Genomic DNA, 25,558 nt, shown 5'->3' on the forward strand with positions numbered 1-25,558 from the left:
TATTTGCAAGTGTTTCTCTTAGTTCTCGACGGTTCCGGTGAGGAACAGTTCCTTCTCCTGGTCAACTCCCTTTAGCTTCAGGTAGATGGTTTTCATCGGCTTGCCCGCCGCATTGGCGTTGTAGGTAGCCGTGATGGTACCTGCCTTTCCGGGAAGGATGGGCTCTACTGTCCACTTCGGGGTGGTGCAGCCGCAGCTGGGCTTGGCGGCTTCGATCAGCACGGGTTCTTTGGAGATATTGGTGAATTCGAAAGTAACGGTAACGGGTTTGTTCAGCTTGGTTTTGCCGAAATCCACCGTTTCTTTCTTGAATTTCAGTTTGGCGTCCACTGCATTAGCCGTTCCGCCTCCGTTCTGTGCCTGCGCCCACAGTGATGTGGTAACCAGTAAAGTTGCAAATAGGGATACAACGAATTTTTTCATGATAACATTGGTTTTTAAACGATTTGGTTAAACATTTACGTTTCTACCAGTTTCCAGTTCAAATTTACGGCCAAAAACTGAACCGTGCATATCAAGATATTAAAAATTTCTTAAAAATTTAATTTTAGCGTGATGTGCCGAGTCATTTACCCATTCATCAATTTCCCCTACATTTGTGCTTTAACAAGGATGGCATGATCGAAAACAACGAATTAGCTATGAATATGCAAAGCCAGTTGTCGTTTGAAGAGTTCCGCAGGGAAGTTTTGAATGATTACAGGCTGGCCTGTATCAGCAGGGAAGTGAGCCTGCTGGGGCGCCGCGAGGTGCTGACCGGCAAGGCCAAATTCGGGATATTTGGCGATGGCAAGGAAGTGGCCCAGATTGCGATGTCCAAGTATTTCAAACCGGGCGATTTCCGTTCGGGTTATTACCGCGATCAGACCTGGGCATTTGCTACCGGAGTCGCCAATGTAGAGCAGTTTTTCTCCCAGCTCTACGCCGATCCGGACCTGGAGAACGATCCGTTTTCCGCCGGCCGCCAGATGAATTCTCATTTCGCTACACCCAATATTGATGCAGACGGTAACTGGCTGCCGCTTACCGCGCAAAAGAACACCGCCGCCGATATGGCGCCCACCGCCGGGCAGATGCCGCGCGCGTTAGGGCTCGCCTTCGCATCCAAACTGTTCCGCGAAGTTCCGGAGCTGGAAGGGCTCACGCATCTCTCGCACCAGGGTAACGAGGTTTGCTTCGCCACCATCGGCGACGCCTCCACCAGCGAAGGCCATTTCTGGGAAACGGTAAATGCCGCCGGCGTACTCCAGGTACCGTTATGTATTTTCGTGTGGGACGATGGCTATGGCATTTCCGTTCCCCGCAAGCTCCAAACCACCAAAGGCTCCATCAGCGCCGCACTGGAAGGCTTCCGCAAGGGAGAGGAAACCAACGGGCTGGAGATTTATAATGTAAAGGGATGGGACTACGCCGGATTGTGCGAAGCCTTTGAAGAAGGTATCCGCAAAGCCCGCGAAACCCACGTGCCCGTGCTCTTCCACGTGGAAGAGATCACCCAGCCCCAGGGCCACTCCACCTCCGGCTCCCACGAACGCTATAAAAGCAAGGACCGGCTGGCATGGGAGAAGGAATTCGACTGCAATACCAAAATGCGTCACTGGCTCGTCGATAACGTCCTGGCCGACGAAGGCTCCCTCCAGGAAATCGAAGCCGAAGCCAAAGTGCTGGCCCATGAAGGCCGTAAACGCGCATGGGAGAAGTATATCGCGCCCATCCGCAACCAGGTGCAGGAACTGGCGGGTATCTGCCGCCAGATCATCGAAGAAGGCCGTGCCGATGTGGAGTTTGTACAACAAACCATCCAGGAGCTGACCGCCAACCGCGAGCCCTTGCGCAGGGATGTCCTTAAATCCGCCGCACACATCCTCTTCCGCCACCCGCGCGATTTCTCGCCCGCCATCAACGAACTGCAACTGTTCTACGACAACCAGCTCATTACCGAAAAAGAAAACTACAACACGCTCCTCTACGCCACCGGCGCCAATTCGGCGCTCAACGTACCGGAAGTGCCCGCACAATATACCGACGACGCTCCCGTGATCAACGGCTATGAAGTGCTCAATAAATACTTCGATCAGCTGTTCCACAACAACCCCCTGGTATTCGCCTTCGGGGAAGATGTGGGCAAGATCGGCGACGTGAACCAGGGCTTTGCCGGCCTCCAGGCCATCCACGGCAAAACCCGGATCGCCGATACCGGCATCCGTGAGCTCACCATTATGGGCCAGGGCATCGGTATGGCGCTGCGCGGCCTTCGCCCCATCGCGGAAATCCAATACCTGGATTACCTGCTGTACGGCCTGCAGCCCCTCAGCGACGATGTGGCTTCCCTGCAATACCGCACCCGCGGCACGCAGTTCTGCCCGATCATCGTCCGCACCCGCGGCCACCGGCTGGAAGGCATCTGGCATTCGGGCAGTCCGATGGGCATGATTATCAACTCCCTGCGCGGTTTCTACGTATGCGTGCCCCGCAACATGGTGCAAGCCGCCGGGATGTACAACACCCTCCTCAGCGCCCATGAGCCCGCCATTGTGATCGAATCACTGAACGGCTATCGCCTGAAAGAGAAAATGCCGGTAAATATCGGGGAATTTACCGTGCCTATGGGCGTTCCGGAGATCCTCCACGAAGGCACCGACATTACCATTGTTTCCTATGGCAGCACCCTGCGCGTGATCGAGGAGGCCTTGCAAACCCTCGCCGGACTGGGTGTTTCCTGCGAGCTGATCGACGTGCAAACGCTCCTGCCTTTCGATACCGGCCATTCCATTCTGGAATCACTGAAAAAAACCAACCGCATCCTGTTCGTGGACGAAGACGTTCCCGGCGGCGGCTCCGCTTACATGTTCCAGCAAGTGATGGAACAACAGGGCGGCTACCGCTGGCTCGACGTGGCGCCCCGCACCCTCTCTGCCCAGGCGCACCGCCCGGCTTATGGGTCCGACGGCGACTATTTCTCCAAACCCAATGCGGAAGACGTCGTAAAAGTTGTCATGGATATGATCAGGGAATAGCGAACCTGCCAATATTAATTTGATTGTACGCGCCCCCTGTATGCTGCAGGGGGCGCTTTTTTTGTCATTCTGGCTGCCCAACAAGGCCGGCGCAAGAATTGTTATTATAAGAGATATGGAATACAAAGACTATTACAAGATACTGGGCGTGGACAAGAAAGCGAGCGCTGACGAAATAAAGAAGGCGTATCGCAAACTGGCGGTCAAGTATCATCCGGACAAAAATCCCGACGACAAGCTCGCCGAGGAGAAGTTCAAGGAGCTGAACGAGGCGTACGAAGTGCTGGGAGATGCGGAGAAAAGGAAGAAGTACGATGAGTTCGGGGAGAACTGGAAATATTATGAACAGGCGGGTCAGCAGCAGGGCGACTTTGACTGGAACCGCTGGCGTTCCCAGCAGAGCGGGGGCGGACAGTACAGTGCGGAGGATATGTTTGGCGACGGCGGTCAATTTTCGGACTTCTTCGAGCATTTGTTCGGTGGCGGTTTCCGCAGCAGGGCGCAGCAGGGCAGGGCGCGCACCCGGCGTGGCGGGGATCTGCATGCATCGATGGATATCGGAATAGAAGAAGTGTACGCCGGCGGGACGCGGCAGATCAATGTGAACGGGCAGAAACTGAACCTGAAGATAAAGAAGGGCATGACCGATGGTCAGGTGTTGCGGTTGAAAGGCAAGGGCAATCCGGGCATGAATGGCGGGGAGGCCGGGGATTTGTTGATTGAAGTGAGCATTGTGCCGGGGGCAGGGTTTGAGCTGAAGGGGCGGGATGTGTACCTCGAGGTGCCGGTAGACGTGTATACGGCGGTGTTGGGGGGCAAGGTGCAGGTGCCGGTACCGGGAAGTGCGGTGCAACTGACGATCCCGGAAGGTTCGGACAGCGGGCGGTTGTTCCGGTTGAAGGGGAAGGGGTTGCCTGAGGCGGAAGGAGGGGGCGGCGTACCAGGGGATTTTTATGTACGGATTCGGATCACGGTGCCGCAGCATCTGACGGAGGAGGAGAAAAAGCTGTTCCGGAAGCTGGCGAAGCGGGAATTGTAAAACTGTTTAAAATGGAAGTCTATGTTACAAACAATCGATTACCTGGAGGCGATCCTCGAGCAGCAGCACCGGGCGGAGGCCGAAGCGGCGCCTGATTTTTACGCCAGTGAATTGCGGGAGATGCTGGGGTATACGGCCGACGGGCTACGCGTGGCGCTGGACCGTGCGATGCAGGCTTGTGCGGCATTGCGGATGCCGGTGACGTTGAATTTCCGGAGGATATATTGCTGGCAGGGTGGGGAGATGGCGGAAGATTGGCAGTTGAGCCGCCTGGCTGGCTACTTATTGATTGTTAACAGCGATCCCCGCAACCCTGCGGTGGCGCAGGCGCAGTGGATGCTCTTCAAGAAAAGCTATTCATTTTAATTCATATCTGTTTTATTATCAGTTATATACTTGTTCATTTCCGTCGGTTAATGTTCATTGTTTGTTCATTCTCTCGTTTGCTATTCATTGGTTAATGGAATGAGATAAATTGCAGTCACGATCAACAATGAAATTGCTTAGACGGTTCAAATAGGCTGAAAACGGGGGCCGTCCTTTAAGGGGCGGCCTTCTTTATTCAGCGGTCGGCGGGGAGCCGTAGCGCCAGATCCGAAAGAATGTTCACCCATATCCTTTGAAATTGTTCTCTGCGAACCTGGCCTGGTTTTTCAAAAGAATTTTTAACCATAATCCACGCATCGCCGGACTAACCGCCCGGAAAAAACAGGTACAGGTTTTCTTCTTCTTTTTTAACCCTCTCCAACATTTTTCTCCTCTTTAGACTATACAAACACATGAGCTGTTTGTGACCCGCTATTTTTTACGTTCAAACAAGCCTTGCGTTAGACAACCAAAATTTGTAACAAACAAACGTAACTGAATTATGGAAGCAAGATGTATTAGATGCAGTACCATTGTATACTCTCACAAGAAGCTTTCTGAAATCAAATGCCGTTGCGGCGGCCAATTACAGCGGATGCGGTTTACGGGCCTGGTAGAAGGGATGCACCCGCTGGGCAAAGAGCACAATATGGAAGTCAGCGGTAAAGTCTGCTATGGAACTTACCGGTCGATATACGGTAATTTCGTGATCGACAAACTCAATAATGTTTTTCATAAAGTGCAACTGCTGCGCTGAAAACAAGTACCGCCGCCCACCGCGCATGTTTCTTTTTCTTTTCATTCCATTGCTGGCCCGATACCTGGAAAACAACTCCCCGGCCAGGTCATAGGCATGCCTGTTAGTGAGAGGCTACTGGGATGATGGCAGGGATCCCTACAAATAAAAAGGGACCTGGAATGCGTGGCATGTCGTGGACGGATGCTCATTGGAATATCGCAGAAGATAGTAGATGGAATGCATGGCATATTGCGGACGGATGCTTAGATAGAACGGCCTGGAAGGTGTAAATGGAATGCACGGCATGTCGCGGATGGATGCTTATTGCAATAGCACAGATGAGGTAAAGTGAATGCATAGCATGTTGCGGATGATGCGCAGTTAGAATATAGCTGGAGATGTAAATGGAATTTATGGCATGTCGCGGACGGATGCACAGTTAGAATAGCTGGAGGCGTAAACGGAACGCATGGCACATTGCAGACAGCCGCTCATTGAATTGCGCAGGAGGTTTGAACGATACGTCCGATACAAGTGCTGCGGCAACCCGCGGAATCCATTCAGGGGATGACCTTGCGCTGCGACAAGAACCGAAGTCCACTATGCAGTTAATTCCAAAAATTTTCAATTGTAAATAAGCTCTTGGGTGATGTTGTTTGTTAACCACCTCATTTGCCTTCACCGGGAATATACTGCATGGTTGGAGTACCGCAACGCCGCCGCGAATGCTACGCAAACTCCGATATGAATGCTGCGGCCATCCGCAGATGCCACGCAGGGACGGAGCTTGCTCAGCGACAAGAAAATAAATCTACGATGCGTTTAATGCCAAAAATTTTCAATTGTAAATAAGCTCTTGGGTGATGTTGTTTGTTAACCACCTCATTTGCCGTCACCGGGAATATACTGCATGGTTGGAGTACCGCAACGCCGCCGCGAATGCTACGCAAACTCCGATGTGAATGCTGCGGCCATCCGCAGATGCCACCCAGGGACGGACCTTGCTCAGCGACAAGAAAATAAATCTACGATGCGTTTAATGCCAAAGATTTTCAATTGTAAATAAGCACATGGGTGATATTGTTTGTTAACCACCTCATTTGCGGTCACCGGAATATGTTGCATCGTTGGAGAACGGTTACGCCGCCACGGATGATACACACAGCGGATCAGATTCGTCCACCAATCGAATTTCATCCATTGTTTTTCCATGCAATCCGTCTTGTTACAACTATCATACATAATGAACGATATTCTTTTGGTGTTGATTTTTGCAACCGGGATCAGAAAAGCTGCAGCCCCCGTAGCCGAACTGATCCCTTTTTTATGTCCATGCCACTCCGCACTTCTTTCCTTCCCCCCCAAATCAAAGGAATTCATGCATGTTTGCGGATTGCTTTTACTATTTTTAGTCCTTCACCCAAAAAACTGCTCAAATGAAGATCGTAGTACTGGATGGATATGCCCTGCAGCCCGGAGATCTGTCGTGGAGCGCATTGGAAGCCCTCGGCACTGTAACCGTCCACGAGAGGACGGCCCCCTCCGACGTGGCCGACCGCGCGCGCGGAGCCAACATCCTCCTCACTAACAAATCCCTCATCCCCGCTTCCGTCATACAACAACTGCCGGACCTCCGATATATCGGCGTTATGGCCACCGGTTACAACGTGGTAGACGTGGCCGCCGCCCGCGCACAAGGCATCACCGTTTCCAACGTGCCTGCCTACAGCTCCCCTTCCGTTGCCCAACTCACCTTCGCCCTCCTCCTCGAACTTTGCCAGGGCGTAGGACTGCATGCAACTTCGGTGCGTAACGGCGACTGGACGGCCAGTCCCGACTTCAGCTATTGGAAAATGCCCCTCCAGGAGCTCGCCGGCAAAACGCTGGCTATCATTGGCTTCGGACAGATCGGTCAGTCGGTGGCCCGTATTGGCATTGCCTTCGGCATGCGCGTGATCGTGAGCCACAAGCACCCGGAGCGCGACAAAATGGAAGGCGTCACCTTCACGGATCAGGCCACCTGTTTCCGGGAGGCGGATGCGGTGTCGCTCCATTGCCCGCTCAACGAGGCCAACAAGGAATTCGTGAACGCCAGGCTGCTTGCAACCATGAAACCTACCGCTTTCCTCATCAATACCAGCCGCGGACCCCTCATCCGGGAGGCCGACCTGGCGGAAGCGCTGAATAACGGTGTAATTGCCGGAGCGGGATTGGATGTATTATCGGCCGAGCCTCCTCCGGCAGGCAATCCCTTGCTATCGGCCCGTAATTGCTACATCACCCCACACATTGCCTGGGCAACCCGGGAAGCGCGATCGCGGCTGATGGAGAAAACGGTGGAAAATGTGAAAGCTTTCCTGGACGGGAATCCGCAAAATGTAATCGGCGGTTAGTTCCGAATCTGTTAGATATTAAAAAGCCTGCGGCCAGCAGGCTTTTTTTATTCCGGTCGGCTGCATTGAATGTTGCACTTTTCATACATCAACCCAACGTCAGCCATCTATCTCTACTCGGGGCGAGGAGCAAAATAAGAAAGGCCCGCCGGATCGGGCGGGCCTTCGCATATAACGAGTGAGCGATTATTTCAGGTTGTGGAATACTTGCTGCACGTCTTCGTCCTGTTCGAGGCGGTCGATCAGCTGCAATACTTCCTTGGCTTGTTCTTCGTTGAGCTCCACGGTATTTGCGGGGATGCGTTTCAGCTCGGAGGCGATCACTTCCATGCCTTTTTCTTCCAGCGCTTTGGCCATATTGCCGAATTCGGTGAAAGTGGCGCGTACGATAATGTTGCCTTCGCTGTCTTCCCCGATTTCTTCCAGCCCGAAATCAATCAGTTCCAGTTCGAGGTCTTCGAGGTTCTGGCCGTTGTTTTTGATTTTGAACTCGCCCAGGCGGTTGAACATAAAGGCTACGGAACCGCTGTTGCCGAGGCTGCCGCCTTCTTTGTTGAAGTGCATGCGCACGTTGGCAACGGTACGGGTGGTGTTGTCGGTAGCGGTTTCCACCATTACGGCGACGCCATGAGGTGCATATCCTTCGTATACAACTTCTTCGTAATCAGTCTTATCTTTCCCCATCGCGCGTTTGATGGCAGCTTCCACACGGTCTTTCGGCATGTTTACGCCTTTGGCGTTGAGGAAGCAGCGGCGGAGTGCGGGGTTGTTGTCAGGGTCCGGACCGCCTTGTTTCACCGCCATGGCGATTTCCTTGCCGATGCGGGTAAATTGTTTGGCCATGCGGTCCCAACGGGCGAACATGGTCGCTTTTCTTACTTCAAAAATACGTCCCATAGTGTTAGAAAGAGTTTGCTTATGTACCGGCGCACCGGGAGATAAGGAGGCTGCAAAAATATTAAATTCCGGGCAAATCCGGGATTCGGGGAAATAAAAATCCCGCCATTGCGGCGGGATTTTATATACAAAGGGATGTTTTTACGGTTTGTTGTTACCCAGTTTGCTGTTATGACGGCTGTAAGTGAAATAAATCAGCAGGCCAAGGCCGAGCCAGATGGCGAGGCGGCCCCAGCTTTCGGGCGGCAGGGAGTACATGAGGTAAGTACATACGATAACGCCCATGATGGGAACGAACGGTACCAGCGGGGTTTTGAAGGCGCGGGGGATTTCCGGCATCTTCTTGCGCATGATCAGGACGCCGATGCATACCAGCGAGAAGGCGAAGAGGGTACCGATGCTCACCATGTGGCCGAGGTCGCTCACCGGAACGAGGCCGGAGAACAGGCTCACGAACGCCATGAAGAACAGGTTGGTTTTCCAGGGGGTGCGGAATTTGGGATGAACGTCGCTGAAGAATTTGGGCAGCAGGCCGTCGCGGCTCATAGAGTAGAACACGCGGGACTGGCCCAGCATCATCACCAGGATCACGGAGGTGTAACCTGCGAGGATCGCGATGATCAGGCCGGTTTGCAGGAAGTCGTACCCGGTTTGCGCGAATGCGGTGGCGGCGGGTTTGGCATCGCCGGCGAATTCTTTATAATTCAGCAGCCCGGTCATGACGTGGGCGAAGAGTACATATAATATGGTGCAGATCAGGAGGGAACCGAGGATGCCGATGGGCATGCCTTTCTGGGGGTTCTTGGCTTCCTGGGCGGCGGTGGAAACGGCGTCGAAGCCGATAAACGCGAAGAACACCACGGCGGCCCCGGTGGCTATGCCGGTCCATCCGAAGTTTTCGTATTTACCGGTATTGGCGGGGATGTAGGGTTCGTAGTTGGCGGGATCGATGTGGCTCCAGCCGAGTACGATGAACACGATCACCACGGTCACCTTCAGGATTACGAGGAAGTTGTTCATCCCTGCGGATTCGCGGGTGCCTTTCATCAGCAGCAGCGAAAGGAGGCATACGATGATAACGGCGGGGAGGTTGAACCAACCGCCTGAGATGAGGGTGCCGTCGCTCAGCGTAACGGTTTCCCAGGGGGAAGCGGCCAGCTGGTGGGGGATATGGATTCCGAATTTATGGAGGAGCTCCAGGAGGTACTTCGACCAGCTAACGGCCACCGTAGCGGCGCCGAGGGCGTATTCCAGCACCAGGTCCCAACCGATGATCCAGGCGATGAATTCACCCATGGTAGCGTAGGAGTAGGTGTAGGCACTTCCGGCAACCGGTATCATCGAGGCGAATTCGGCGTAGCAGAGGCCGGCGAAACCGCAACCGATGGCGGCGAGTACGAAGGAGATGGTTACCGCGGGACCGGCATTCTCTGCCGCCGCGATGCCTGTCAGGGAAAAGAGGCCGGCGCCGATGATGGCTCCGATACCCAATGCAACGAGCGCCCCTGAACCGAGTGTCCGTTTCAGACCTTTTTCAGAGTCTGCTGCTTCACCGAGCAGGACCGACATCGGTTTCTTGGCAAAAAGGTTACTCATAAATTGAATAGAAGTTGATGGTTGATACTAGAAACTAGCGGTTAGATTTGTTTTCAGATCGTCAAATATAACGTGTTCAGGATAAAACCCATATTTTATTTTATGTACGAGCGGTAGGGGGGATCTGCGGGAATTTCGCCCGAGAACCTTATTTTTGGGCAACTTTTGTAGGATCTAAACCAAAAAAATCACCGCTATTTCATGATGAATATTAGGAAGGCAGGGATCACCGCATTGATCGTATTTACGTTTGTGGCCATCTTGCATGTAATTGACTACAACTTCACAGGCGTATTTCCTGCCGACCTGCTGATGATCACCCGCTGGATTACCGTAGCCGCTTTCGTGTGGTATGCCATCGCCAAGAAATCCCTCACCACCTGGATCCTCGTGAGCATGCTCGTGGGCGGCGAACTGGGGCATGACTGGCCCGCCATCGCTGTGAACTTCCAGGTGCTCAGCAAAGTTTTCCTGCAACTGATCAAGACCATCATCGCCCCGCTGCTTTTTGCCACGCTCGTGGTGGGCATCGCCGGGCACTCTGATATCAAACAGGTGGGCCGTATGGGTTGGAAATCACTCGTTTATTTCGAGATCGTTACCACCATCGCCTTGTTCATCGGCCTTGCGGCCATCAATATTTCCCAGGCGGGCGTGGGCGTTCCCCAACCGCCCGTGGGCCACGAAGAGCTGCCGGCCACCAAGCCGCAGAACTGGCAGGACATCATCCTGCATATCTTCCCCGAAAACATCGCCAAATCCATCTACCACGGCGAAATTCTGCCAATCGTAGTATTCAGCGTTATTTTCGGGATCGCGCTGCTCATGGTGAAAGACAAAATGCGCCAGCCCATGCTGGATTTCTGCGGAAGCCTGTCCGAAACCATGTTCAAATTCACCAATATCGTGATGTACTTCGCCCCGGTGGGCGTGGGCGCGGCCATCGCCTACACGGTAGGCCACGGCGGCCTCGACGTGCTGGGGAACCTCTTCAAGCTGCTCATCACCCTGTACGCCGCGCTGGCGGTATTCGTACTGGTGGTATTTGTGCCGGTGGCGCTCATCATCGGCCTGCCCATCAAACGGTTCATCAAAGAAATTTCCGAGCCGGTTTCCATCGCGTTCGCCACCACCAGTTCGGAATCCGCCCTGCCAAAAGCCATGGAAGCCATGGAGCGGATGGGGGTTCCGCGGAAGATCATCGCGTTCGTGATGCCGACCGGTTACAGCTTCAACCTCGACGGTTCCACCCTGTACCTGGCCCTGGCCTCCGTGTTCGTGGCCCAGGCCGCCGGCACGCCGCTCACCTGGCCCCAGCAGATCCTTATGGTATTTACCCTGATGCTCACGAGCAAGGGGGTAGCAGGTGTTCCCCGCGCCACGCTGGTGATCATCCTGGGCACGGTAGCCTCGTTCCACCTCCCGGTATGGCCGGTGTTCCTGATTCTCGGCATCGACGAGCTGATGGACATGGCGCGGACCTCGGTCAACGTGATAGGCAACTGTTTGGCGACTGCCGTCATCGGAAAGTGGGAAGGAGAGGTCGATTTCAAGAATTTACCGCCTGAAACCAAAGCCTAAGGCACCTTTCAGGAAATATTAACTTCCTCTTGACATATAAAAGATTATTTTTAGCCGCTCAAAACAGATAGTTTAAACATCAGCATGGACCAGATTATAGATTTTTTCAAGCACATTCTTAACCCTGAGTGGATTATTGCGAATGGAGGTTATTACCTGATCCTGGCGATTATATTCGCGGAAACAGGCTTATTTATTGGATTCTTCCTCCCGGGTGATTCCCTGCTTTTTGTGGCAGGTATATATGCGGAACTGCTGGCCGAAAGCTTTTTCAATATGCCGCTCGTGGTGATGATGACCCTCATCGCAATTATGGGCGTGCTCGGAAATATCGTGGGATATTGGTTTGGCCGGAAAACGGGACCCATCCTGTTCAAAAGAAAAGATAGCTTCCTGTTTAAGAAAAAGCATCTCTGGCAGGCAAAAGAAGTATATGACAAATATGGCGGCGGCGCTATTTTCGTGGCCCGCTTTCTGCCCATCGTTCGTACGTTCGCCCCGATCATCGCGGGGATCGTAGGGATGGAACGGAAAAAGTTCATGTTCTGGAACATCGTGGGTTCCTTCACCTGGGTGTTTTCGCTCATGCTCGCCGGCCACTTCCTCGATAAAGCATTCCCTACACTGAAAGAGCACCTGGAATGGATCATCGTGATCATCGTAGTGATCACAACGCTCCCAGTGGCGTTTAAAATGATCTTCGGAAAATCCGGCATCCACGCCCACTTTGATGAGTTCGGCAATCCGATCGAGACGCCGAAGTCTGAAGAACAGGAAGAAGTAAAGCCTTAAAAAATTTTGATATTTGAAGAGACGCAATAAATTTGCGTCTCTTTCTTTTTATAAGAGCACCTATTTTTCCGGAACATCCACGTATCAACCTAAATCGTAAAGCCCTTTATGAATTCCGCCAACAAGCCCGTCAAATTGCTGAATGCCGCCGTTATTGTGGCATCCCTGGGTTACTTCGTCGACATTTACGACCTGCTCCTGTTCGGTATCATCCGGATCAAGAGCCTCGCTTCTCTCGGGTTATCCCCTTCCGAAATCGATTCTGTAGGCATGTGGCTGATCAATATCCAGATGGTGGGCATGCTTATCGGAGGGATCATCTGGGGCGTGCTGGGCGATAAGCGGGGACGGTTGTCCGTTCTTTTCGGATCGATACTCCTGTATTCCGTGGCCAACGTCGCCAACGGGATGGTAGGGGAGAAAATGCCATTTTCTGGTATATGGTCTGGCGTTTCGTGGCGGGGCTGGGCCTGGCGGGAGAGCTGGGCGCGGGGATCACCCTCGTGTCGGAAGTGTTACCGAAGGAAAAGCGCGGCATCGGCACCATGATCGTGGCCAGCGTGGGGATTTCAGGCGCGGTGGCGGCCTATTTCGTGTCGGAATACTTCGGCGACAACTGGCGGATCTGTTATTACATCGGCGGCGGGCTGGGCCTGGCGCTCCTCATCCTGCGCATCAGCGTGGTGGAATCGGGGATGTTTAATAATATAAAGACATCCGGCGTGAGCCGTGGCAATTACTTTAAATTCTTCACTAATAAGGAAAGATTTTTCCGTTACCTCAAATGCATCATGATCGGGTTGCCCACCTGGTTTGTTGTGGGTATCCTTATGACGTTCTCCAATGCTTTCGCGGAAAAAATGGGGGTGAAGGGCCCTATCGACCCGGGCAAGGCTATCATGATTTGTTACGCCGCCCTCACTTTCGGAGACCTGGCGAGCGGGTATCTGAGCCAGGTGCTCCGCAGCCGGAAGAAGGTGCTGTATATCTTTTACACCCTTTGCCTGGCCAGCATGATCCTCTATTTCCTCATGTACGACGCGAGCGTAACGATGTTTTACACCGTATGCGGCATCATGGGCTTCAGCGTGGGCTTCTGGGCGATTTTCGTGACGGTGGCGGCGGAGCAGTTCGGCACGAATCTGCGGGCGACGGCGGCTACGACGGTTCCCAATTACGCGCGGGGCCTGCTGCCGGTGATTTCCCTGTTATTCGGGGGACTGCAGACGGCGGGGCTGAGCTACCTGCAAAGCGGGCTGGTGACCGGCGTGCTCTGTATTGTGCTGGCGTTCGTGTTTGCGTATTCCATGGAGGAAACGTTCGGGAAAGACCTGGATTATGTAGAGGAGTAGCGGACAGGATTATTCGTAGGAACTGAGGATCTTGTCCAGCAGCTTATTGAGCTGCACCATTTCCTTGTCAGATAGCGATTGTTTGAGGGGTTCTTCCAGTTTGTCCAGTTTTTCATCAATTTCTTTCAGGAGGTCGAGGCCTTTGGTGGAGATTTTCACATCTACCGCGCGGCGGTCGGCCTCGCAGCTTTTCCTTTCCACGAGTTCGGCTTTGCGAAGCCTTTCGACGAGGCGGGACACGTCGCTCATTTTGTCGAGCATCCGCTCCTTGAGGGTGTTAATACTGGCGGATTTAGGATGTTGCCCGCGTAAGATGCGCAGTATATTGAACTGCTGCATGGTGATATCGTATTCCTTGAAAAAATTCTGGTGTTTGGAAATAATCCAGTTGCCTACGAAAATGAGGCTGACGAGCCCTTTATGGTGTTCACTGGTGAAATTCCTGATAGAAATTAATTTTTCAATATTGGACATATGCAGCAAAGATATCTTGCAATATTAACGGATTGGCGGCAAATGGAGCGCAATGGGGGCTCCGGGGTGCGGCCGTTTACTGTTTAACAAATTCCAGTTTGAGCATGATGCTGACCATTTTATCGACTACCATGCCGCCTGCTTCGGTCAGTTTGTCCCACTGCAGGTTATAATCGAACCGGTTGATGTAGGTGGTTGCCTTGAAGGTGGCGCTTTGTTTGTTGCCTTCGGTGGCGGTGCCGCCGTAGGTGACGTTGAATTTGACGCGGCGGGTGACGTCGCGGATGGTCAGGTCTCCTTCCAGCTGGTACCTGCCTTCGGTGATGCGGCGGAAGGCGGTGCTTTGGAACGAGAGTTTGGGGAACTGTTCCGCATGAAGGAAATCGCTCGATTTCAGGTGGTTGTCGCGTTTATCGTCGCCTGTGGTGATGCTGAAGGCGTCAACCTCGAACCGGATGGAGGCGTCGGAGAAGTCGGGTTTGGCGGCGGTGATGCTGCCGTCGAACTCGCGGAACCTGCCTTCCACTTTAGAGATCATGAGGTGTGTGACGGAGAATGATACGGACGAGTGTTCTCGGTCTGCTTTCCAGACCGGGCTTTGTGCTATCGAAGCCAACGAAGAGCATAACAATATGGCAAACAGTAGCTTGCTCATGATATGGTTTTTGGGACCGATGGTGATTTTAGTTGATGTAGTTCGATGCAAATGTACGATAATCAATGATATGAACTGGGGTGGGGGCTGGTGGAAAAAGGAAAGCACCCGTGGCCGGGTGCTTTCGGTAAGATGAGGCGCCTTTATCAGGCGGGAGCTTTCATGTTGTCGAGCACGTCCATCACTTCTTTCACGTGTTTGGCGGAAGTGTGGAGGAGTTCTTTCTCGCTTTCGTTGAGGTCGAGTTCGATGATTTTCTCGATACCGTTGGTGCCGAGTACCACGGGAACACCGAGGTAGATGTCTTTCAGGCCGTATTCACCGGTGAGCCATGCGCAAACGGGGAAGATGCGTTTTTCGTTTTTCACGATCGCTTCTACCATTTGGGCTGCGGCTGCTCCGGGTGCGTACCAGGCGGAGGTGCCGAGGAGGTTCACGATTTCGCCACCGCCTACTTTAGTGCGCTGGATGATGGCTTCCAGTTTGTCGGCAGCCACCAGTTCCGTAACGGGGATACCGGCAACGGTGGTGTAGCGGGGAAGGGGAACCATGGTATCGCCGTGGCCGCCCATGAGGATGGCCTGGATGTCTTTCGGGGAGCATCCGATCTCGTCGGCCAGGAAGGCGCGGTAGCGGGCGGTATCGAGGATACCGGCCATGCCGAATACTTTGGAGCTGTCTTTCTTCGCGGTGAGGAACGCGCAGTACGTCATAACGTCCAGCGGGTTGGAAACCACGATGATGATAGCGTCGGGAGAATATTTGTTGATGTTCTCGGTAACAGATTTAACGATATTGGCATTGGTAGAGATCAGGTCGTCGCGGCTCATACCGGGTTTGCGGGGGAGGCCGGAGGTGATCACCACTACGTCGCTGCCCGCGGTTTTAGCATAATCGTTGGTAACGCCGGTCACTTTGGTGCTGTAGTAATCGATCGGGGCTTGCTGCCAGGTGTCGAGCGCTTTGCCTTCCGCGGTGCCTTCCTTAATGTCGAGCAGCACAACTTCCTGCAGGAAATCTCTGTGGGCCAGCACGTTAGCGCAGGTTGCGCCCACGTTTCCAGCTCCTACAACAGTTACTTTCATCGTATCTGAATATTTTAAAAAGGTGAAGAATTATTTGGGTAACAAAAATAGGATATCGTAACCGTAATTTCGGTGCAAACTGCTAAAATTTCCCGGTTGGAGCGCCCTGGGGGAAATTTTACAAATGCTTTAACACGGTGTCCAGTTTAACCGTACCTTCGTAATCCGCTTCCAGCTGGCCTTTCTTATTATAGAGGTAAATGCCGGGGAAATTCTGCAGGTCGTAGTAATACACGATTTGCCGGGTAGGCTCGGCGGCCATGATGATGTTCGGGTAGTTGCCGATTTTATATTGGTCGTACCAGGCCTTCATCCGTTCGAGTTTGAAAGGCGTTACCATCAGGATATTGGCTTTTTTGAACTTGTCGATATTTTTAAGGATATCTTCCGTCATGTGTGCGCAATGATCGCATTCCACACTGAAGAGGAATACCATGGTGGGTTTGCCTTTGGGAAGGTCGTTCTTGGTGAATACCTGCCCGGTGTAGGCGGTGAGCTGGAAGGGGGCAACGAAAGTGTACTGTTTAAACGGAGGAAGCTTGGCGCCGGCCTGCTGGGCCTGGCCATGATTATGCCCGGATTGGGCTTTCAGGAACGTCGGGAGGCATAAGAGCACGAATAACCATGTACGCATCTTTATATTTGTTTAATTGTTAAAGTAATACGGCTGCAGGGCCATTTGGCATCAAATCTATACCGCTTTTGTGGGAAATCCGGCAAGATTTGTTTGTTCATATTCTAAAATTTTTACTTTTGCAATCCTTAATGTAAATTTTTAACTTTAAATCTTTGACCTTTTATGGCTACCACCGCAGATATCAGAACAGGATTAATCATCAAACTGGATAACAGTTTGTATTCTGTTGTAGAGTTTGGTCAGAACAAAACCGCCCGTGCAGCTGCCAAGGTATGGGCCAAATTGAAGGGGGTTGACAATAGCCGTTCCATCGAACACACCTGGAACTCCGGCGATACCATTTACCCGGTACGCGTAGAGAAAAAAGCATACCAGTTTCTGTACCAGGACGAAAGCGGGTACAATTTCATGGATAAAGAATCTTTTGAGCAGATCGTGGTGAACAAGGAGATGATCGACGCGCCCCAGTTCCTGAAAGACGGCGACGAGGTGGCGATTGCCATGAACACCGAAACGGAGCTCCCGATGGCTGTGGAGCTGCCCGACAAGATCGTGCTGAAAGTAACCTATTCCGAGCCCGGTATGAAGGGCGACACCGCCACCCGCACCCTGAAGCCCGCTACCGTTGAAGGCGGCGCCACCATCATGGTGCCCCTGTTCGTGAACGAAGGCGAGCTCATCCGTATCAACACCAAAACCGGCGAATATATTGAGCGCGTAAAAGAATAGCCATATACTTTTCTCATATCCATCATTTCGCGAACCAGCAAATTCACTAAACCAAAAACTGTCTACATGGACTTTAAACAGATTCAGGAGCTGATTAAAATGATCAACAAATCAAACATCAGCGAACTGAGCATTGAACAAGACCAGTTTAAGATTACAATAAAGCAGAAAGATAACGAAGTACAGCAGATCGTAACCGTGCCGGCCGTAACCGCGGTTCAGCCCGTTGCCGTAGCTGCCCAGCCCGTAGCGCAAGCCGCCCCCGCTGCCCCCGCGCCTGCTGCACCCGCTGCCGGAGCTCCCGCCGCCGCCAGCAACCTCATCACCATCAAATCTCCCATGATCGGTACCTTCTACCGCAGCGCCGGCCCCGGAAAACCGTCCTTCGTGAACGTGGGCGATGAAGTGGCTCCGGGCAAAGTTGTTTGCATCATCGAAGCCATGAAACTGTTCAATGAAATCGAAAGCGAAGTAAGCGGCAAAATCGTGAAAGTACTGGTGGACGACGCTTCACCCGTTGAATACGACCAGCCGCTTTTCCTTGTAGAGCCGTAACATTGCATAACGGTCGAAGGTTGTAAGGTTGCTTGCAACCTTTTTCCTTTCGCTGTTTTTTATAACACTATTTGCGTAACATGTTCAAAAAGATATTGATCGCCAACCGTGGCGAGATTGCCCTGCGCATCATCCGTACCTGTAAGGAAATGGGGATCAGGACAGTGGCAGTTTATTCAACGGCGGACAAAGACTCTCTTCATGTCCGTTTCGCCGACGAAGCCGTGTGTATCGGAAAGCCGCAGAGCAGCGATTCTTACCTGAATATCCCTCACCTGATGGCTGCCGCCGAGATCACCAACGCAGACGCCATCCACCCCGGTTATGGCTTCCTCGCCGAAAACGCCCGCTTCGCGGAGATCTGCGGCGAGCACGGCATCAAGTTCATCGGCCCCACCCCGGACATGATCCGCAGGATGGGCGACAAGATGACCGCCAAAGAAACCATGATCGCAGCCGGCGTACCCGTGATCCCCGGTTCCGAAGGCCTTCTCGAAAGCGTGGAAGAAGCCCAGCAACTGGCAAAGGAAATGGGCCTGCCCGTCATCCTCAAAGCAACCGCCGGCGGCGGTGGTAAAGGGATGCGCGTAGTATGGGACATCGAGGAGATCGCCAATGCCTACGAAATGGCTAAAAACGAAGCCCGCGCCGCTTTCAGCAACGACGGCATCTACATGGAGAAATTCGTGGAAGAGCCCCGTCACATCGAAATCCAGATCGCCGGCGACCAATACGGCAAAGTTTGCCACCTCAGCGAGCGCGACTGCTCCATACAGCGCCGTCACCAGAAACTGGTGGAAGAGTCTCCCTCGCCCTTCATGACCCCCGAACTCCGTGAGAAAATGGGTGAAGCCGCCATCAAAGCCGCTTCCGCCATCAATTACGAAAGCGTGGGCACCATCGAATTCCTGGTAGACAAGCACCGTAATTTCTACTTCATGGAAATGAACACCCGTATCCAGGTGGAGCACGGTGTAACCGAAGAAGTGATCAATTTCGACCTTATCAAGGAACAAATCAAAATCGCGGCCGGTATTCCCATTTCCGGGAAAAACTATACGCCGCAGATGCACGCCATCGAGTGCCGCATCAACGCGGAAGATCCGCATAACGATTTCCGCCCTTCACCGGGTAAAATCACCGTCCTCCACACACCCGGAGGCCACGGCGTGCGCGTGGATTCCCACATCTATGCCGGTTATGTGATCCCACCGTATTACGATTCCATGGTCGCCAAGGTGATCGCAGTGGCCCAAACCCGCGAAGAAGCCATCAACACCATGGAACGCGCCCTGTCCGAATTCGTGATCGAAGGTGTGAAAACCACCATACCCTTCCACCAGCAACTCATGCAGGACGAGAACTTCCGGAAAGGCAACTTTACCACCAAGTTCACCGAAACTTTCAAACTGCAGTAACCGCGGTTAACGGAATAAACGAAAGGGCTCCCGGAATCGGGGGCCCTTGTCGTTTTGTCCATTCAAACTAAAATAGCAGGCCGCAAAAGCAGCCCGCTCTCTGATATTTTACGAAGGTTATGGGCTGCGCGCGTAAGTCCACGCAGCTTACATCCCGGCCCGGGCAAAACAACCCCGCCGTTTTAATATTTTTTCGATTGGTAAATCGATAAGCAAATGTACCAACCGACATCACGCGCGCCTGCGAAATGGGATGAATCATGGGGATGATGGTACGAATGCATAAAAAAAGGGCCATCCTTCCGGACGGCCCCTTGCATTAAACCTTAAAACGTTATCTCATTGTATGTCTGATGAAAATCTTCCGTCCTTGAACCATGTTGACGGAGATATCTTTATTTTTCTCTCTAACGGGTACAGCGGGTTTTTTCTTATGCATGCCGTCTTTGCGGTCGCCACGTTTGTGCTGCATTCTTTCTTTCTGGCGCCATTCGTTGTACTGGGAGAATTTCTCATCGCCCAGGGCCAGTTTTACTTTTGCGTCGCGTTCGGTGTGGAGGGATTTGAATTTCTCCCGGCGTTCGGCTTTATCGGCGTCTTTGAGGGCCATCGCTTTGGTCATGTATTCCTTGTTGATGGCTTTTAAGTCTGCGCTTTGTTTTTCGGTAAGGCCCAGTGCTTTCACGGCAGCTTCGCTACGGACGTGGTGGCCTTTGCGGCGTTCATGCATGCCGTCTTTTCCTCCTTTGGCGAACTCGCCTTTTTTACCATGCTTGCCGTGGTAGCGGTTTTTCCGTTCTGCGAAGCGTTTTTGATTTTCTTCCCATTTGGCGTATTGGTCTTTATCGAGTACGGATTTGAGCTGGTCTTTGCGGGAAGCTGCGAGGGCGTCGTGTTTAGCCTTGCGGTCTTCCTTGCTGAGGGCTTCGTTTTTCCGTAATTCTTTCAGTCCGTCGATATATGTTTTATTGATATCGCGAACCTTCGTCGTTTGCTGTTCAGACAGCTTGAGGTCTGCGTTAGGTGCGGGTTTTTCCTGGGCGTTGGCCAGGGAAACCGTTCCGGAAAGCAGCACCATCCATACAAATTGTTTCATCATGGCGATCATTTTTTATACATCATAGACCGGCATGGGGGAGGGAAGTTTAAAGGAGGGGTCATAAAAGTTTGTTAATGGGGAGGCAGGGGGGGCGGAAAGGCCTAAAAAAGATAAACCCCCGGTGAATACCGGGGGCCATCATACACCAAAACAATCTTACGGTTTTTATCGCAAGAAAAGCAGTTCTCTGTATTTGGGAAGGCCCCAAATTTTGTCATCCACCAGGAACTCCAGTTTGTCGGAGTGGTAACGGATGGTGTCGAAGAACGGTTCTTTGATCTTCTCGCAGTAGTCGATGGCTTTCTGACGGCTGTCTTCGAGCTTGTTGGCTACTTTGCGTGCTTCGATCATGGCCTGCACGTTTTCGCTGATGACATTGATGTGTTCAGATATCTTGGTTGCGATCTGGCGTTGCGCTTTGGAAGCGTCGTCGCCGAAACCTGCATCTTTCAGTCCTTTGATGTTGGTCAGGAGGTCGTTCTGGTACTTCACAGCTGCGGGCAGGATGTGGTTGGTAGCCAGGTCGCCGATCACGCGGGCTTCGATCTGTACTTTCTTCACGTAATCTTCGAGGAGGATTTCGTGACGGGCGTGCAGTTCTTTCTCATTGTAAACACCCATTTCGGTGAACAGTTTGGTTGCTTTCGGGGAAATGAAGGCATCCAGTGCTTTCGGGGTGGTTTTTACGTTGGGGAGGCCGCGTTTTTCCGCTTCTTTCGCCCAGTCTTCGCTATAACCGTCGCCTTCGAAGAGGATCTTCTCGGAATCAACGATGTATTTGCGGAGGGTTTGCATGATGGCGATTTCTTTCTTCTCGCCTTTTTCGATCAGGCTGTCCACTTCTTTTTTGAATTCCACCAGGGTTTTAGCCATGATAGTGTTCATTACGGTCATCGCGGAAGCGCAGTTTGCGGAAGAACCTACGGCGCGGAACTCGAATTTGTTACCGGTGAACGCAAACGGAGAAGTACGGTTACGGTCGGTGTTGTCGAGCATCAGCTCCGGAATATGACGGTGGAGGTCAAGTTTCAGGATAGCCTCGTCTTGTTCGTCGAACTTGTTATTCACGCGGGATTTCACTTCCTGCAGTACTTCGTAGAGGTACTTGCCGGTGAAAACGGAGATGATGGCGGGGGAGCTTCGTTGGCACCCAGACGGAAGTCGTTGCTGGGGGTAGCAATGGAAGCGCGCATCAGGTCAGCGTAATCGTGTACCGCTTTGATGGTGTTCACGAAGAAGGTAAGGAACATCAGGTTGGTTTTCGGCGTTTTGCCGGGAGCCAGCAGGTTTACACCGGTATCGGTAGCGAGTGACCAGTTGTTGTGTTTGCCGGAACCGTTGATGCCTGCGAAGGGTTTTTCGTGGAGGAGCACTTTCAGTTTATGGCGTTTGGCCACTTTGCTCATCACGTCCATCAGCAGGGAGTTGTGGTCAACTGCGATGTTCACTTCTTCGTAGATGGGAGCGCACTCGAACTGAGCGGGCGCCACTTCGTTGTGACGGGTTCTCAGGGGAATACCCAGTTTGTAGGATTCTTCTTCGAAATCGCGCATGTAAGCGTAAACACGCTCGGGGATGGCGCCGAAGTAGTGATCTTCCAGCTGCTGGCCTTTAGCGGGCGCGTGGCCAACTACGGTGCGGCCGGTGAGCAGCAGGTCGGGGCGGGCGTTGGCCAGACCTTCGTCGATCATGAAATATTCCTGTTCCCAGCCGAGGGTGGCGGTAACTTTGGTAACGTTTTTGTCGAAGTAGTTGCACACGTCAACGGCGGCTTTGTCCAGGGACGAGAGGGCCTTCAGGAGGGGCGCCTTGTAATCCAGGGATTCGCCGGTGTAGGCAACGAAGATGGTGGGAATGCAGAGGGTTCTGCCGGTGCCCTGCTCGATGATGAAAGCGGGGGAGGAAGGATCCCAGGCGGTGTAGCCGCGGGCTTCGAAGGTGGCGCGGATGCCGCCGTTCGGGAAGCTGGATGCATCAGGCTCCTGTTGAACGAGGGCGTCGCCGTCGAAAGTTTCGATGGAAGAACCGTCGCCTTTAATGGTAAAGAAGGAGTCATGTTTTTCGGCGGTAGTGCCGGTGAGGGGCTGGAACCAGTGCGTGTAGTGGGTTACGCCTTTCTTCATTGCCCAGGATTTCAGGCCGGAAGCGATCTGTTCGGCCATTTTGCGCTCGATCTTATTGCCGCCTTTGATGGAGTTCATCAGGCTTTTATAAGCCTCGTCGCTGAGGTGTTCCCGCATGGCTTTGCCGGTGAACACGTTGCTGCCGAAAACGTCGGTGATCTTGCCGTTCAGTTCTGGCTTTACTTTGAAGTCAACGCCGGTCAGATTTTCCAGCGCTTGAAAGCGTAACGATTGCATGATGTGAAAAATTTTATACAAAAAAACGCCAGTTTGGTTTAAAATGCAAGCAAAACCTATAATTGTTACCAAAAAATTGCATTTGCCCGGAAAAAACCTTCTATTTTTGAAATTCGGCCAAATATTCCAAGGTCGAAACCCTTAAAACTGATATATTAAAAAATTAATAATTTGTATAAAGGCGTTTCAAGGCCATTCTTGTCTATTGATAGAAAACTATGTAGTTTTGCATCTTCTTTTATAAACCTTCTCAATTCATGCAAACGACCACAGTTGAAACCGCCGAACAGTTAGGACTGACAGCTGACGAATTTGAACGCATAAAAACCATCCTGGGCCGTACACCCAACTTCACCGAACTGAGCATGTACTCGGTTATGTGGAGCGAGCACTGCAGCTATAAGAACTCCATCGTATGGCTGAAAAGCTTACCCCGGGAAGGCGGCAGGCTGCTCGTGAAAGCTGGTGAGGAAAATGCCGGTTTGGTAGACATCGGCGACGGCTGGGCCTGCGTTTTTAAAATCGAATCGCATAACCACCCCTCCGCCCTCGAACCCTTCCAGGGCGCTGCCACCGGGGTAGGAGGCATCCACCGCGATATTTTCACCATGGGCGCCCGCCCCATCGCGGCCCTCAACTCCCTGCGCTTCGGCAATATCAACGATAAAAAGAACCAGCACCTGCTCAAAGGCGTGGTACACGGCATCGGCCATTACGGCAACTGCTTCGGCGTACCCACCGTAGGCGGTGAAGTATATTTTGAAGACTGCTACGGTACCAACCCCCTCGTAAACGCGATGAGCGTGGGCGTACTGAAAGTAGGCACCATGGTATCCGCCACCTCCTACGGAGAAGGCAACCCCGTGTTCATCGTGGGCTCCGCCACCGGTAAAGACGGCATCGGCGGCGCTTCCTTCGCCTCCGCAGATATCACCGAAGAATCCGCCAAAGATCTCCCCGCCGTACAGGTAGGCGACCCCTTCCAGGAAAAGAAACTCCTCGAAGCCTGCCTCGAAGTGGTGAAAACCAATGCCCTCGTCGGCATGCAGGACATGGGCGCCGCAGGTATCACCTGCTCCACCGCCGAAATGTCCGCCAAAGGCGAACACGGCATGATCATCCACCTCGACAAGGTGCCCACCCGCCAATCGAACATGAAAGGCTGGGAAATGCTCCTTTCCGAAAGCCAGGAACGCATGCTCATCGTGGTACATAAAGGCCGCGAGAAAGAAGTACTCGATATTTTCGAGAAATGGGACCTCCACTGCGTACAGATCGGCGAAGTCACCAAAGACCCCGTGCTCCGCTTCTATATGAACGGTGAACTGGAGGCCGAAGTGCCCGCTGAAAGCCTCGTGCTCGGCGGCGGAGCGCCCCAGTACCACCGCGCTTACGTTGAGCCTAAATACTTCGAGAAAGTAAAACAATTCGATATCCAGAACATTCCGGACGTGGCCGATGCCCGGAAAGTAGCCGAGAAAATCGCCCAACTCCCCAACATCGCTTCCAAACGCTGGGTATACACGCAGTACGACAGCATGGTAGGCACCGCCAACGCCAGCACCAACGCACCTTCCGATGCATCCATCGTGGTAGTGAAAGGTTCTAAAAAGGCGCTCGCCGTTACCACTGACTGTAACTCCCGCTACGTATATGCTGACCCCCACACCGGCGGCCAGATCGCAGTGGCGGAAGCAGCCCGTAACATCGTTTGCTCCGGCGGCGAACCCGTAGCCATCACCAACTGCCTCAACTTCGGCAACCCCTACGATCCGGAAGTATACTACCAGTTCGTACACGCCATCCAGGGCATGGGCGAAGCCTGCCGCAAGTTCAATACCCCCGTAACCGGCGGTAACGTGAGCTTCTACAACCAGAGCCCCGACGGACCCGTGTACCCCACGCCCACCATCGGCATGCTCGGTGTGCTCGACACCATGGACCAGCGCATCACCCTCGATTTCAAAAATAACGGCGACCTCATCTACCTCGTAGGCCGCAGCTATAACGATATCAGCAGCTCCGAATACCTCCATAAGCTCGTGGGCGTGGAATTCAGCCCCGCCCCGCACTTCAAACTGGAAGAAGAGCACCGCCTCCAGCAAGCCATCACCAAACTCAACGCCGCAGGCCTGGTTCAGTCCGCCCACGACGTGAGCGAAGGCGGCCTGTTCATCACCCTCCTGGAAAGCGCCATGGCAGGTAAATCCGGATTCGAAATCAACACCAACAAAGACTTCCGCAAAGACGCCTTCCTCTTCGGCGAAGCGCAGTCCCGCGTGGTGGTGACCGTGAACCCGGCCGATAAAGAAAAATTCGAGTCGCTGCTCCACGGCCTCGTAGACGCTTCCGCCACTTCCGTTCGCTTCGAACTGCTCGGCACCGTAAAAGGAAACAGCATGATCGTTGACGGCGAAAACTGGGGCAATACCGCCGACTGGAAAGTGAAATACGATACCGCGCTGGAAAGCCACCTGTAATTCATCAAGCCATTGTATACGAAGGGCTGGCCGGTGGCCGGCCCTTTTTGTTGAACCGGAACTTTGTCTGGAGTAATGCTGGTATATTATTGATTTATAGTGGAATGGATTAATATTTTTAAGTTCGATCAATTGGTTTGCTTGAAGAAAACGGACATCATTGTTTATTGTTAACGCCTATAGAGGATACGTCAACAAGAATTTTGACGAACTAAGTAAGATGTATACCTTTTACGGCGGTTTGCAAAGAGTAGATAATACGATCACATTAGAACATTATAAACCGGGAAGTGA

General features: G+C 52.8%; 24 protein-coding genes. 13 read left to right on the forward strand and 11 right to left on the reverse strand.

Annotation, left to right across the window (positions count from 1 at the left end):
• Positions 1–18: 18 nt before the first annotated feature.
• Positions 19–423, reverse strand: coding sequence for a DUF1573 domain-containing protein (locus WJU16_RS18555; RefSeq protein WP_341834925.1), 405 nt, complete (start codon positions 421–423; stop codon positions 19–21).
• A gap of 218 nt (positions 424–641) precedes the next feature.
• Between WJU16_RS18555 and WJU16_RS18560 the strand changes: the two genes are divergently transcribed.
• The 4 genes from WJU16_RS18560 (at position 642) to WJU16_RS18575 (ending at position 5,179) form a co-directional block, all read left to right on the forward strand.
• Positions 642–3,017, forward strand: coding sequence for a thiamine pyrophosphate-dependent enzyme (locus WJU16_RS18560; protein ID WP_341834926.1), 2,376 nt, complete (start codon positions 642–644; stop codon positions 3,015–3,017).
• Positions 3,018–3,132: 115 nt separating this feature from the next.
• Positions 3,133–4,056: a J domain-containing protein gene (locus WJU16_RS18565; protein ID WP_341834927.1), complete on the forward strand. Its 924-nt coding sequence runs from the start codon at positions 3,133–3,135 to the stop codon at positions 4,054–4,056.
• Positions 4,057–4,077: 21 nt separating this feature from the next.
• Positions 4,078–4,422 (forward strand): hypothetical protein, encoded by a 345-nt coding sequence (locus tag WJU16_RS18570; protein WP_341834928.1) that lies wholly within the window; start codon positions 4,078–4,080, stop codon positions 4,420–4,422.
• A 595-nt stretch (positions 4,423–5,017) separates the two neighbouring features.
• The gene (locus WJU16_RS18575; RefSeq protein WP_341834929.1) at positions 5,018–5,179 is read left to right on the forward strand and encodes a hypothetical protein; all 162 of its coding nucleotides are present in this window, start codon (positions 5,018–5,020) and stop codon (positions 5,177–5,179) included.
• Between the two features lie 987 nt (positions 5,180–6,166).
• Here the strand turns inward: WJU16_RS18575 and WJU16_RS18580 are convergent.
• The gene (locus WJU16_RS18580) at positions 6,167–6,541 is read right to left on the reverse strand and encodes a hypothetical protein (RefSeq protein ID WP_341834930.1); all 375 of its coding nucleotides are present in this window, start codon (positions 6,539–6,541) and stop codon (positions 6,167–6,169) included.
• Between the two features lie 56 nt (positions 6,542–6,597).
• Between WJU16_RS18580 and WJU16_RS18585 the strand changes: the two genes are divergently transcribed.
• The gene (locus WJU16_RS18585; protein WP_341834931.1) at positions 6,598–7,554 is read left to right on the forward strand and encodes a D-2-hydroxyacid dehydrogenase; all 957 of its coding nucleotides are present in this window, start codon (positions 6,598–6,600) and stop codon (positions 7,552–7,554) included.
• A 186-nt stretch (positions 7,555–7,740) separates the two neighbouring features.
• Here the strand turns inward: WJU16_RS18585 and WJU16_RS18590 are convergent, their stop codons facing one another.
• Entirely contained in the window at positions 7,741–8,451 is a 711-nt protein-coding gene (locus tag WJU16_RS18590) for a YebC/PmpR family DNA-binding transcriptional regulator (protein WP_341834932.1), read from the reverse strand.
• A 141-nt stretch (positions 8,452–8,592) separates the two neighbouring features.
• Positions 8,593–10,047, reverse strand: coding sequence for an amino acid permease (locus tag WJU16_RS18595; protein ID WP_341834933.1), 1,455 nt, complete (start codon positions 10,045–10,047; stop codon positions 8,593–8,595).
• 201 nt (positions 10,048–10,248) lie between these two features.
• On the opposite strand from WJU16_RS18595, the gene WJU16_RS18600 reads away from it, so the two are divergent.
• From WJU16_RS18600 to WJU16_RS18615, 4 genes are all read left to right on the forward strand, one after another.
• Positions 10,249–11,628 (forward strand): cation:dicarboxylate symporter family transporter, encoded by a 1,380-nt coding sequence (locus WJU16_RS18600; RefSeq protein WP_341834934.1) that lies wholly within the window; start codon positions 10,249–10,251, stop codon positions 11,626–11,628.
• Between the two features lie 84 nt (positions 11,629–11,712).
• Positions 11,713–12,420, forward strand: a complete 708-nt coding sequence (locus WJU16_RS18605; RefSeq protein ID WP_341834935.1) for a VTT domain-containing protein — start codon at positions 11,713–11,715, stop codon at positions 12,418–12,420.
• Between the two features lie 108 nt (positions 12,421–12,528).
• Positions 12,529–12,969: a hypothetical protein gene (locus WJU16_RS18610; RefSeq protein WP_341834936.1), complete on the forward strand. Its 441-nt coding sequence runs from the start codon at positions 12,529–12,531 to the stop codon at positions 12,967–12,969.
• The gene (locus WJU16_RS18615; RefSeq protein WP_341834937.1) at positions 12,861–13,772 is read left to right on the forward strand and encodes an MFS transporter; all 912 of its coding nucleotides are present in this window, start codon (positions 12,861–12,863) and stop codon (positions 13,770–13,772) included. Before WJU16_RS18610 ends, WJU16_RS18615 begins: the two co-directional genes overlap by 109 nt.
• A gap of 9 nt (positions 13,773–13,781) precedes the next feature.
• On the opposite strand, the gene WJU16_RS18620 is transcribed toward WJU16_RS18615, so the two are convergent.
• From WJU16_RS18620 to WJU16_RS18635, 4 genes are all read right to left on the reverse strand, one after another.
• Complete coding sequence (locus tag WJU16_RS18620) at positions 13,782–14,246, reverse strand: MarR family transcriptional regulator (RefSeq protein WP_341834938.1); 465 nt, start codon at positions 14,244–14,246, stop codon at positions 13,782–13,784.
• Between the two features lie 76 nt (positions 14,247–14,322).
• Positions 14,323–14,901 (reverse strand): YceI family protein, encoded by a 579-nt coding sequence (locus WJU16_RS18625; RefSeq protein WP_341834939.1) that lies wholly within the window; start codon positions 14,899–14,901, stop codon positions 14,323–14,325.
• Positions 14,902–15,047: 146 nt separating this feature from the next.
• On the reverse strand, positions 15,048–15,986 hold the full coding sequence (gene mdh / locus WJU16_RS18630) for a malate dehydrogenase (RefSeq protein ID WP_341834940.1): 939 nt from the start codon (positions 15,984–15,986) through the stop codon (positions 15,048–15,050).
• Positions 15,987–16,104: 118 nt separating this feature from the next.
• Positions 16,105–16,620: a redoxin domain-containing protein gene (locus tag WJU16_RS18635; RefSeq protein WP_341834941.1), complete on the reverse strand. Its 516-nt coding sequence runs from the start codon at positions 16,618–16,620 to the stop codon at positions 16,105–16,107.
• A gap of 165 nt (positions 16,621–16,785) precedes the next feature.
• Here WJU16_RS18635 and efp point away from each other — a divergent pair, with 165 nt between their 5' ends.
• From efp to accC, 3 genes are all read left to right on the forward strand, one after another.
• Complete coding sequence (efp, locus tag WJU16_RS18640; protein ID WP_341834942.1) at positions 16,786–17,352, forward strand: elongation factor P; 567 nt, start codon at positions 16,786–16,788, stop codon at positions 17,350–17,352.
• Positions 17,353–17,418: 66 nt separating this feature from the next.
• Complete coding sequence (gene accB, locus WJU16_RS18645) at positions 17,419–17,907, forward strand: acetyl-CoA carboxylase biotin carboxyl carrier protein (protein ID WP_341834943.1); 489 nt, start codon at positions 17,419–17,421, stop codon at positions 17,905–17,907.
• Positions 17,908–17,987: 80 nt separating this feature from the next.
• Positions 17,988–19,325, forward strand: a complete 1,338-nt coding sequence (gene accC / locus WJU16_RS18650) for an acetyl-CoA carboxylase biotin carboxylase subunit (RefSeq protein ID WP_341834944.1) — start codon at positions 17,988–17,990, stop codon at positions 19,323–19,325.
• 334 nt (positions 19,326–19,659) lie between these two features.
• On the opposite strand, the gene WJU16_RS18655 is transcribed toward accC, so the two are convergent.
• The 3 genes from WJU16_RS18655 to WJU16_RS18665 all read right to left on the reverse strand — a co-directional run bounded on the left by WJU16_RS18655 (position 19,660) and on the right by WJU16_RS18665 (position 22,784).
• The gene (locus WJU16_RS18655) at positions 19,660–20,424 is read right to left on the reverse strand and encodes a hypothetical protein (RefSeq protein WP_341834945.1); all 765 of its coding nucleotides are present in this window, start codon (positions 20,422–20,424) and stop codon (positions 19,660–19,662) included.
• A 165-nt stretch (positions 20,425–20,589) separates the two neighbouring features.
• A complete protein-coding gene (locus tag WJU16_RS18660; RefSeq protein ID WP_341834946.1) occupies positions 20,590–21,492 on the reverse strand; it encodes a hypothetical protein in 903 nt (300 codons plus the stop codon).
• Positions 21,493–21,500: 8 nt separating this feature from the next.
• On the reverse strand, positions 21,501–22,784 hold the full coding sequence (locus WJU16_RS18665) for a glutamine synthetase III (RefSeq protein ID WP_341834947.1): 1,284 nt from the start codon (positions 22,782–22,784) through the stop codon (positions 21,501–21,503).
• A 257-nt stretch (positions 22,785–23,041) separates the two neighbouring features.
• On the opposite strand from WJU16_RS18665, the gene purL reads away from it, so the two are divergent.
• On the forward strand, positions 23,042–25,264 hold the full coding sequence (gene purL / locus WJU16_RS18670) for a phosphoribosylformylglycinamidine synthase subunit PurL (protein WP_341834948.1): 2,223 nt from the start codon (positions 23,042–23,044) through the stop codon (positions 25,262–25,264).
• Positions 25,265–25,558: the final 294 nt, after the last annotated feature.

The organism is Chitinophaga pollutisoli (genome assembly GCF_038396755.1).
GTDB lineage: Bacteria > Bacteroidota > Bacteroidia > Chitinophagales > Chitinophagaceae > Chitinophaga > Chitinophaga pollutisoli.

Bases quoted from the DNA above. Each gene is read 5' to 3' on its own strand.
- accC (WP_341834944.1), top strand. From the start codon at position 17,988: ATGTTCAAAAAGATATTGATCGCCAACCGTGGCGAGATTGCCCTGCGC.
- WJU16_RS18570 (WP_341834928.1), top strand. From the start codon at position 4,078: ATGTTACAAACAATCGATTACCTGGAGGCGATCCTCGAGCAGCAGCAC.
- WJU16_RS18575 (WP_341834929.1), top strand. From the start codon at position 5,018: ATGCGGTTTACGGGCCTGGTAGAAGGGATGCACCCGCTGGGCAAAGAG.
- mdh (WP_341834940.1), bottom strand. From the start codon at position 15,986: ATGAAAGTAACTGTTGTAGGAGCTGGAAACGTGGGCGCAACCTGCGCT.
- WJU16_RS18635 (WP_341834941.1), bottom strand. From the start codon at position 16,620: ATGCGTACATGGTTATTCGTGCTCTTATGCCTCCCGACGTTCCTGAAA.
- WJU16_RS18615 (WP_341834937.1), top strand. From the start codon at position 12,861: ATGGTCTGGCGTTTCGTGGCGGGGCTGGGCCTGGCGGGAGAGCTGGGC.
- WJU16_RS18580 (WP_341834930.1), bottom strand. From the start codon at position 6,541: ATGAATTCCTTTGATTTGGGGGGGAAGGAAAGAAGTGCGGAGTGGCAT.
- WJU16_RS18620 (WP_341834938.1), bottom strand. From the start codon at position 14,246: ATGTCCAATATTGAAAAATTAATTTCTATCAGGAATTTCACCAGTGAA.
- WJU16_RS18605 (WP_341834935.1), top strand. From the start codon at position 11,713: ATGGACCAGATTATAGATTTTTTCAAGCACATTCTTAACCCTGAGTGG.
- WJU16_RS18655 (WP_341834945.1), bottom strand. From the start codon at position 20,424: ATGATGAAACAATTTGTATGGATGGTGCTGCTTTCCGGAACGGTTTCC.
- WJU16_RS18555 (WP_341834925.1), bottom strand. From the start codon at position 423: ATGAAAAAATTCGTTGTATCCCTATTTGCAACTTTACTGGTTACCACA.
- WJU16_RS18560 (WP_341834926.1), top strand. From the start codon at position 642: ATGAATATGCAAAGCCAGTTGTCGTTTGAAGAGTTCCGCAGGGAAGTT.
- WJU16_RS18610 (WP_341834936.1), top strand. From the start codon at position 12,529: ATGAATTCCGCCAACAAGCCCGTCAAATTGCTGAATGCCGCCGTTATT.
- WJU16_RS18590 (WP_341834932.1), bottom strand. From the start codon at position 8,451: ATGGGACGTATTTTTGAAGTAAGAAAAGCGACCATGTTCGCCCGTTGG.
- WJU16_RS18625 (WP_341834939.1), bottom strand. From the start codon at position 14,901: ATGAGCAAGCTACTGTTTGCCATATTGTTATGCTCTTCGTTGGCTTCG.
- WJU16_RS18565 (WP_341834927.1), top strand. From the start codon at position 3,133: ATGGAATACAAAGACTATTACAAGATACTGGGCGTGGACAAGAAAGCG.
- WJU16_RS18600 (WP_341834934.1), top strand. From the start codon at position 10,249: ATGATGAATATTAGGAAGGCAGGGATCACCGCATTGATCGTATTTACG.
- WJU16_RS18665 (WP_341834947.1), bottom strand. From the start codon at position 22,784: ATGCAATCGTTACGCTTTCAAGCGCTGGAAAATCTGACCGGCGTTGAC.
- WJU16_RS18595 (WP_341834933.1), bottom strand. From the start codon at position 10,047: ATGAGTAACCTTTTTGCCAAGAAACCGATGTCGGTCCTGCTCGGTGAA.
- efp (WP_341834942.1), top strand. From the start codon at position 16,786: ATGGCTACCACCGCAGATATCAGAACAGGATTAATCATCAAACTGGAT.
- purL (WP_341834948.1), top strand. From the start codon at position 23,042: ATGCAAACGACCACAGTTGAAACCGCCGAACAGTTAGGACTGACAGCT.
- WJU16_RS18585 (WP_341834931.1), top strand. From the start codon at position 6,598: ATGAAGATCGTAGTACTGGATGGATATGCCCTGCAGCCCGGAGATCTG.
- accB (WP_341834943.1), top strand. From the start codon at position 17,419: ATGGACTTTAAACAGATTCAGGAGCTGATTAAAATGATCAACAAATCA.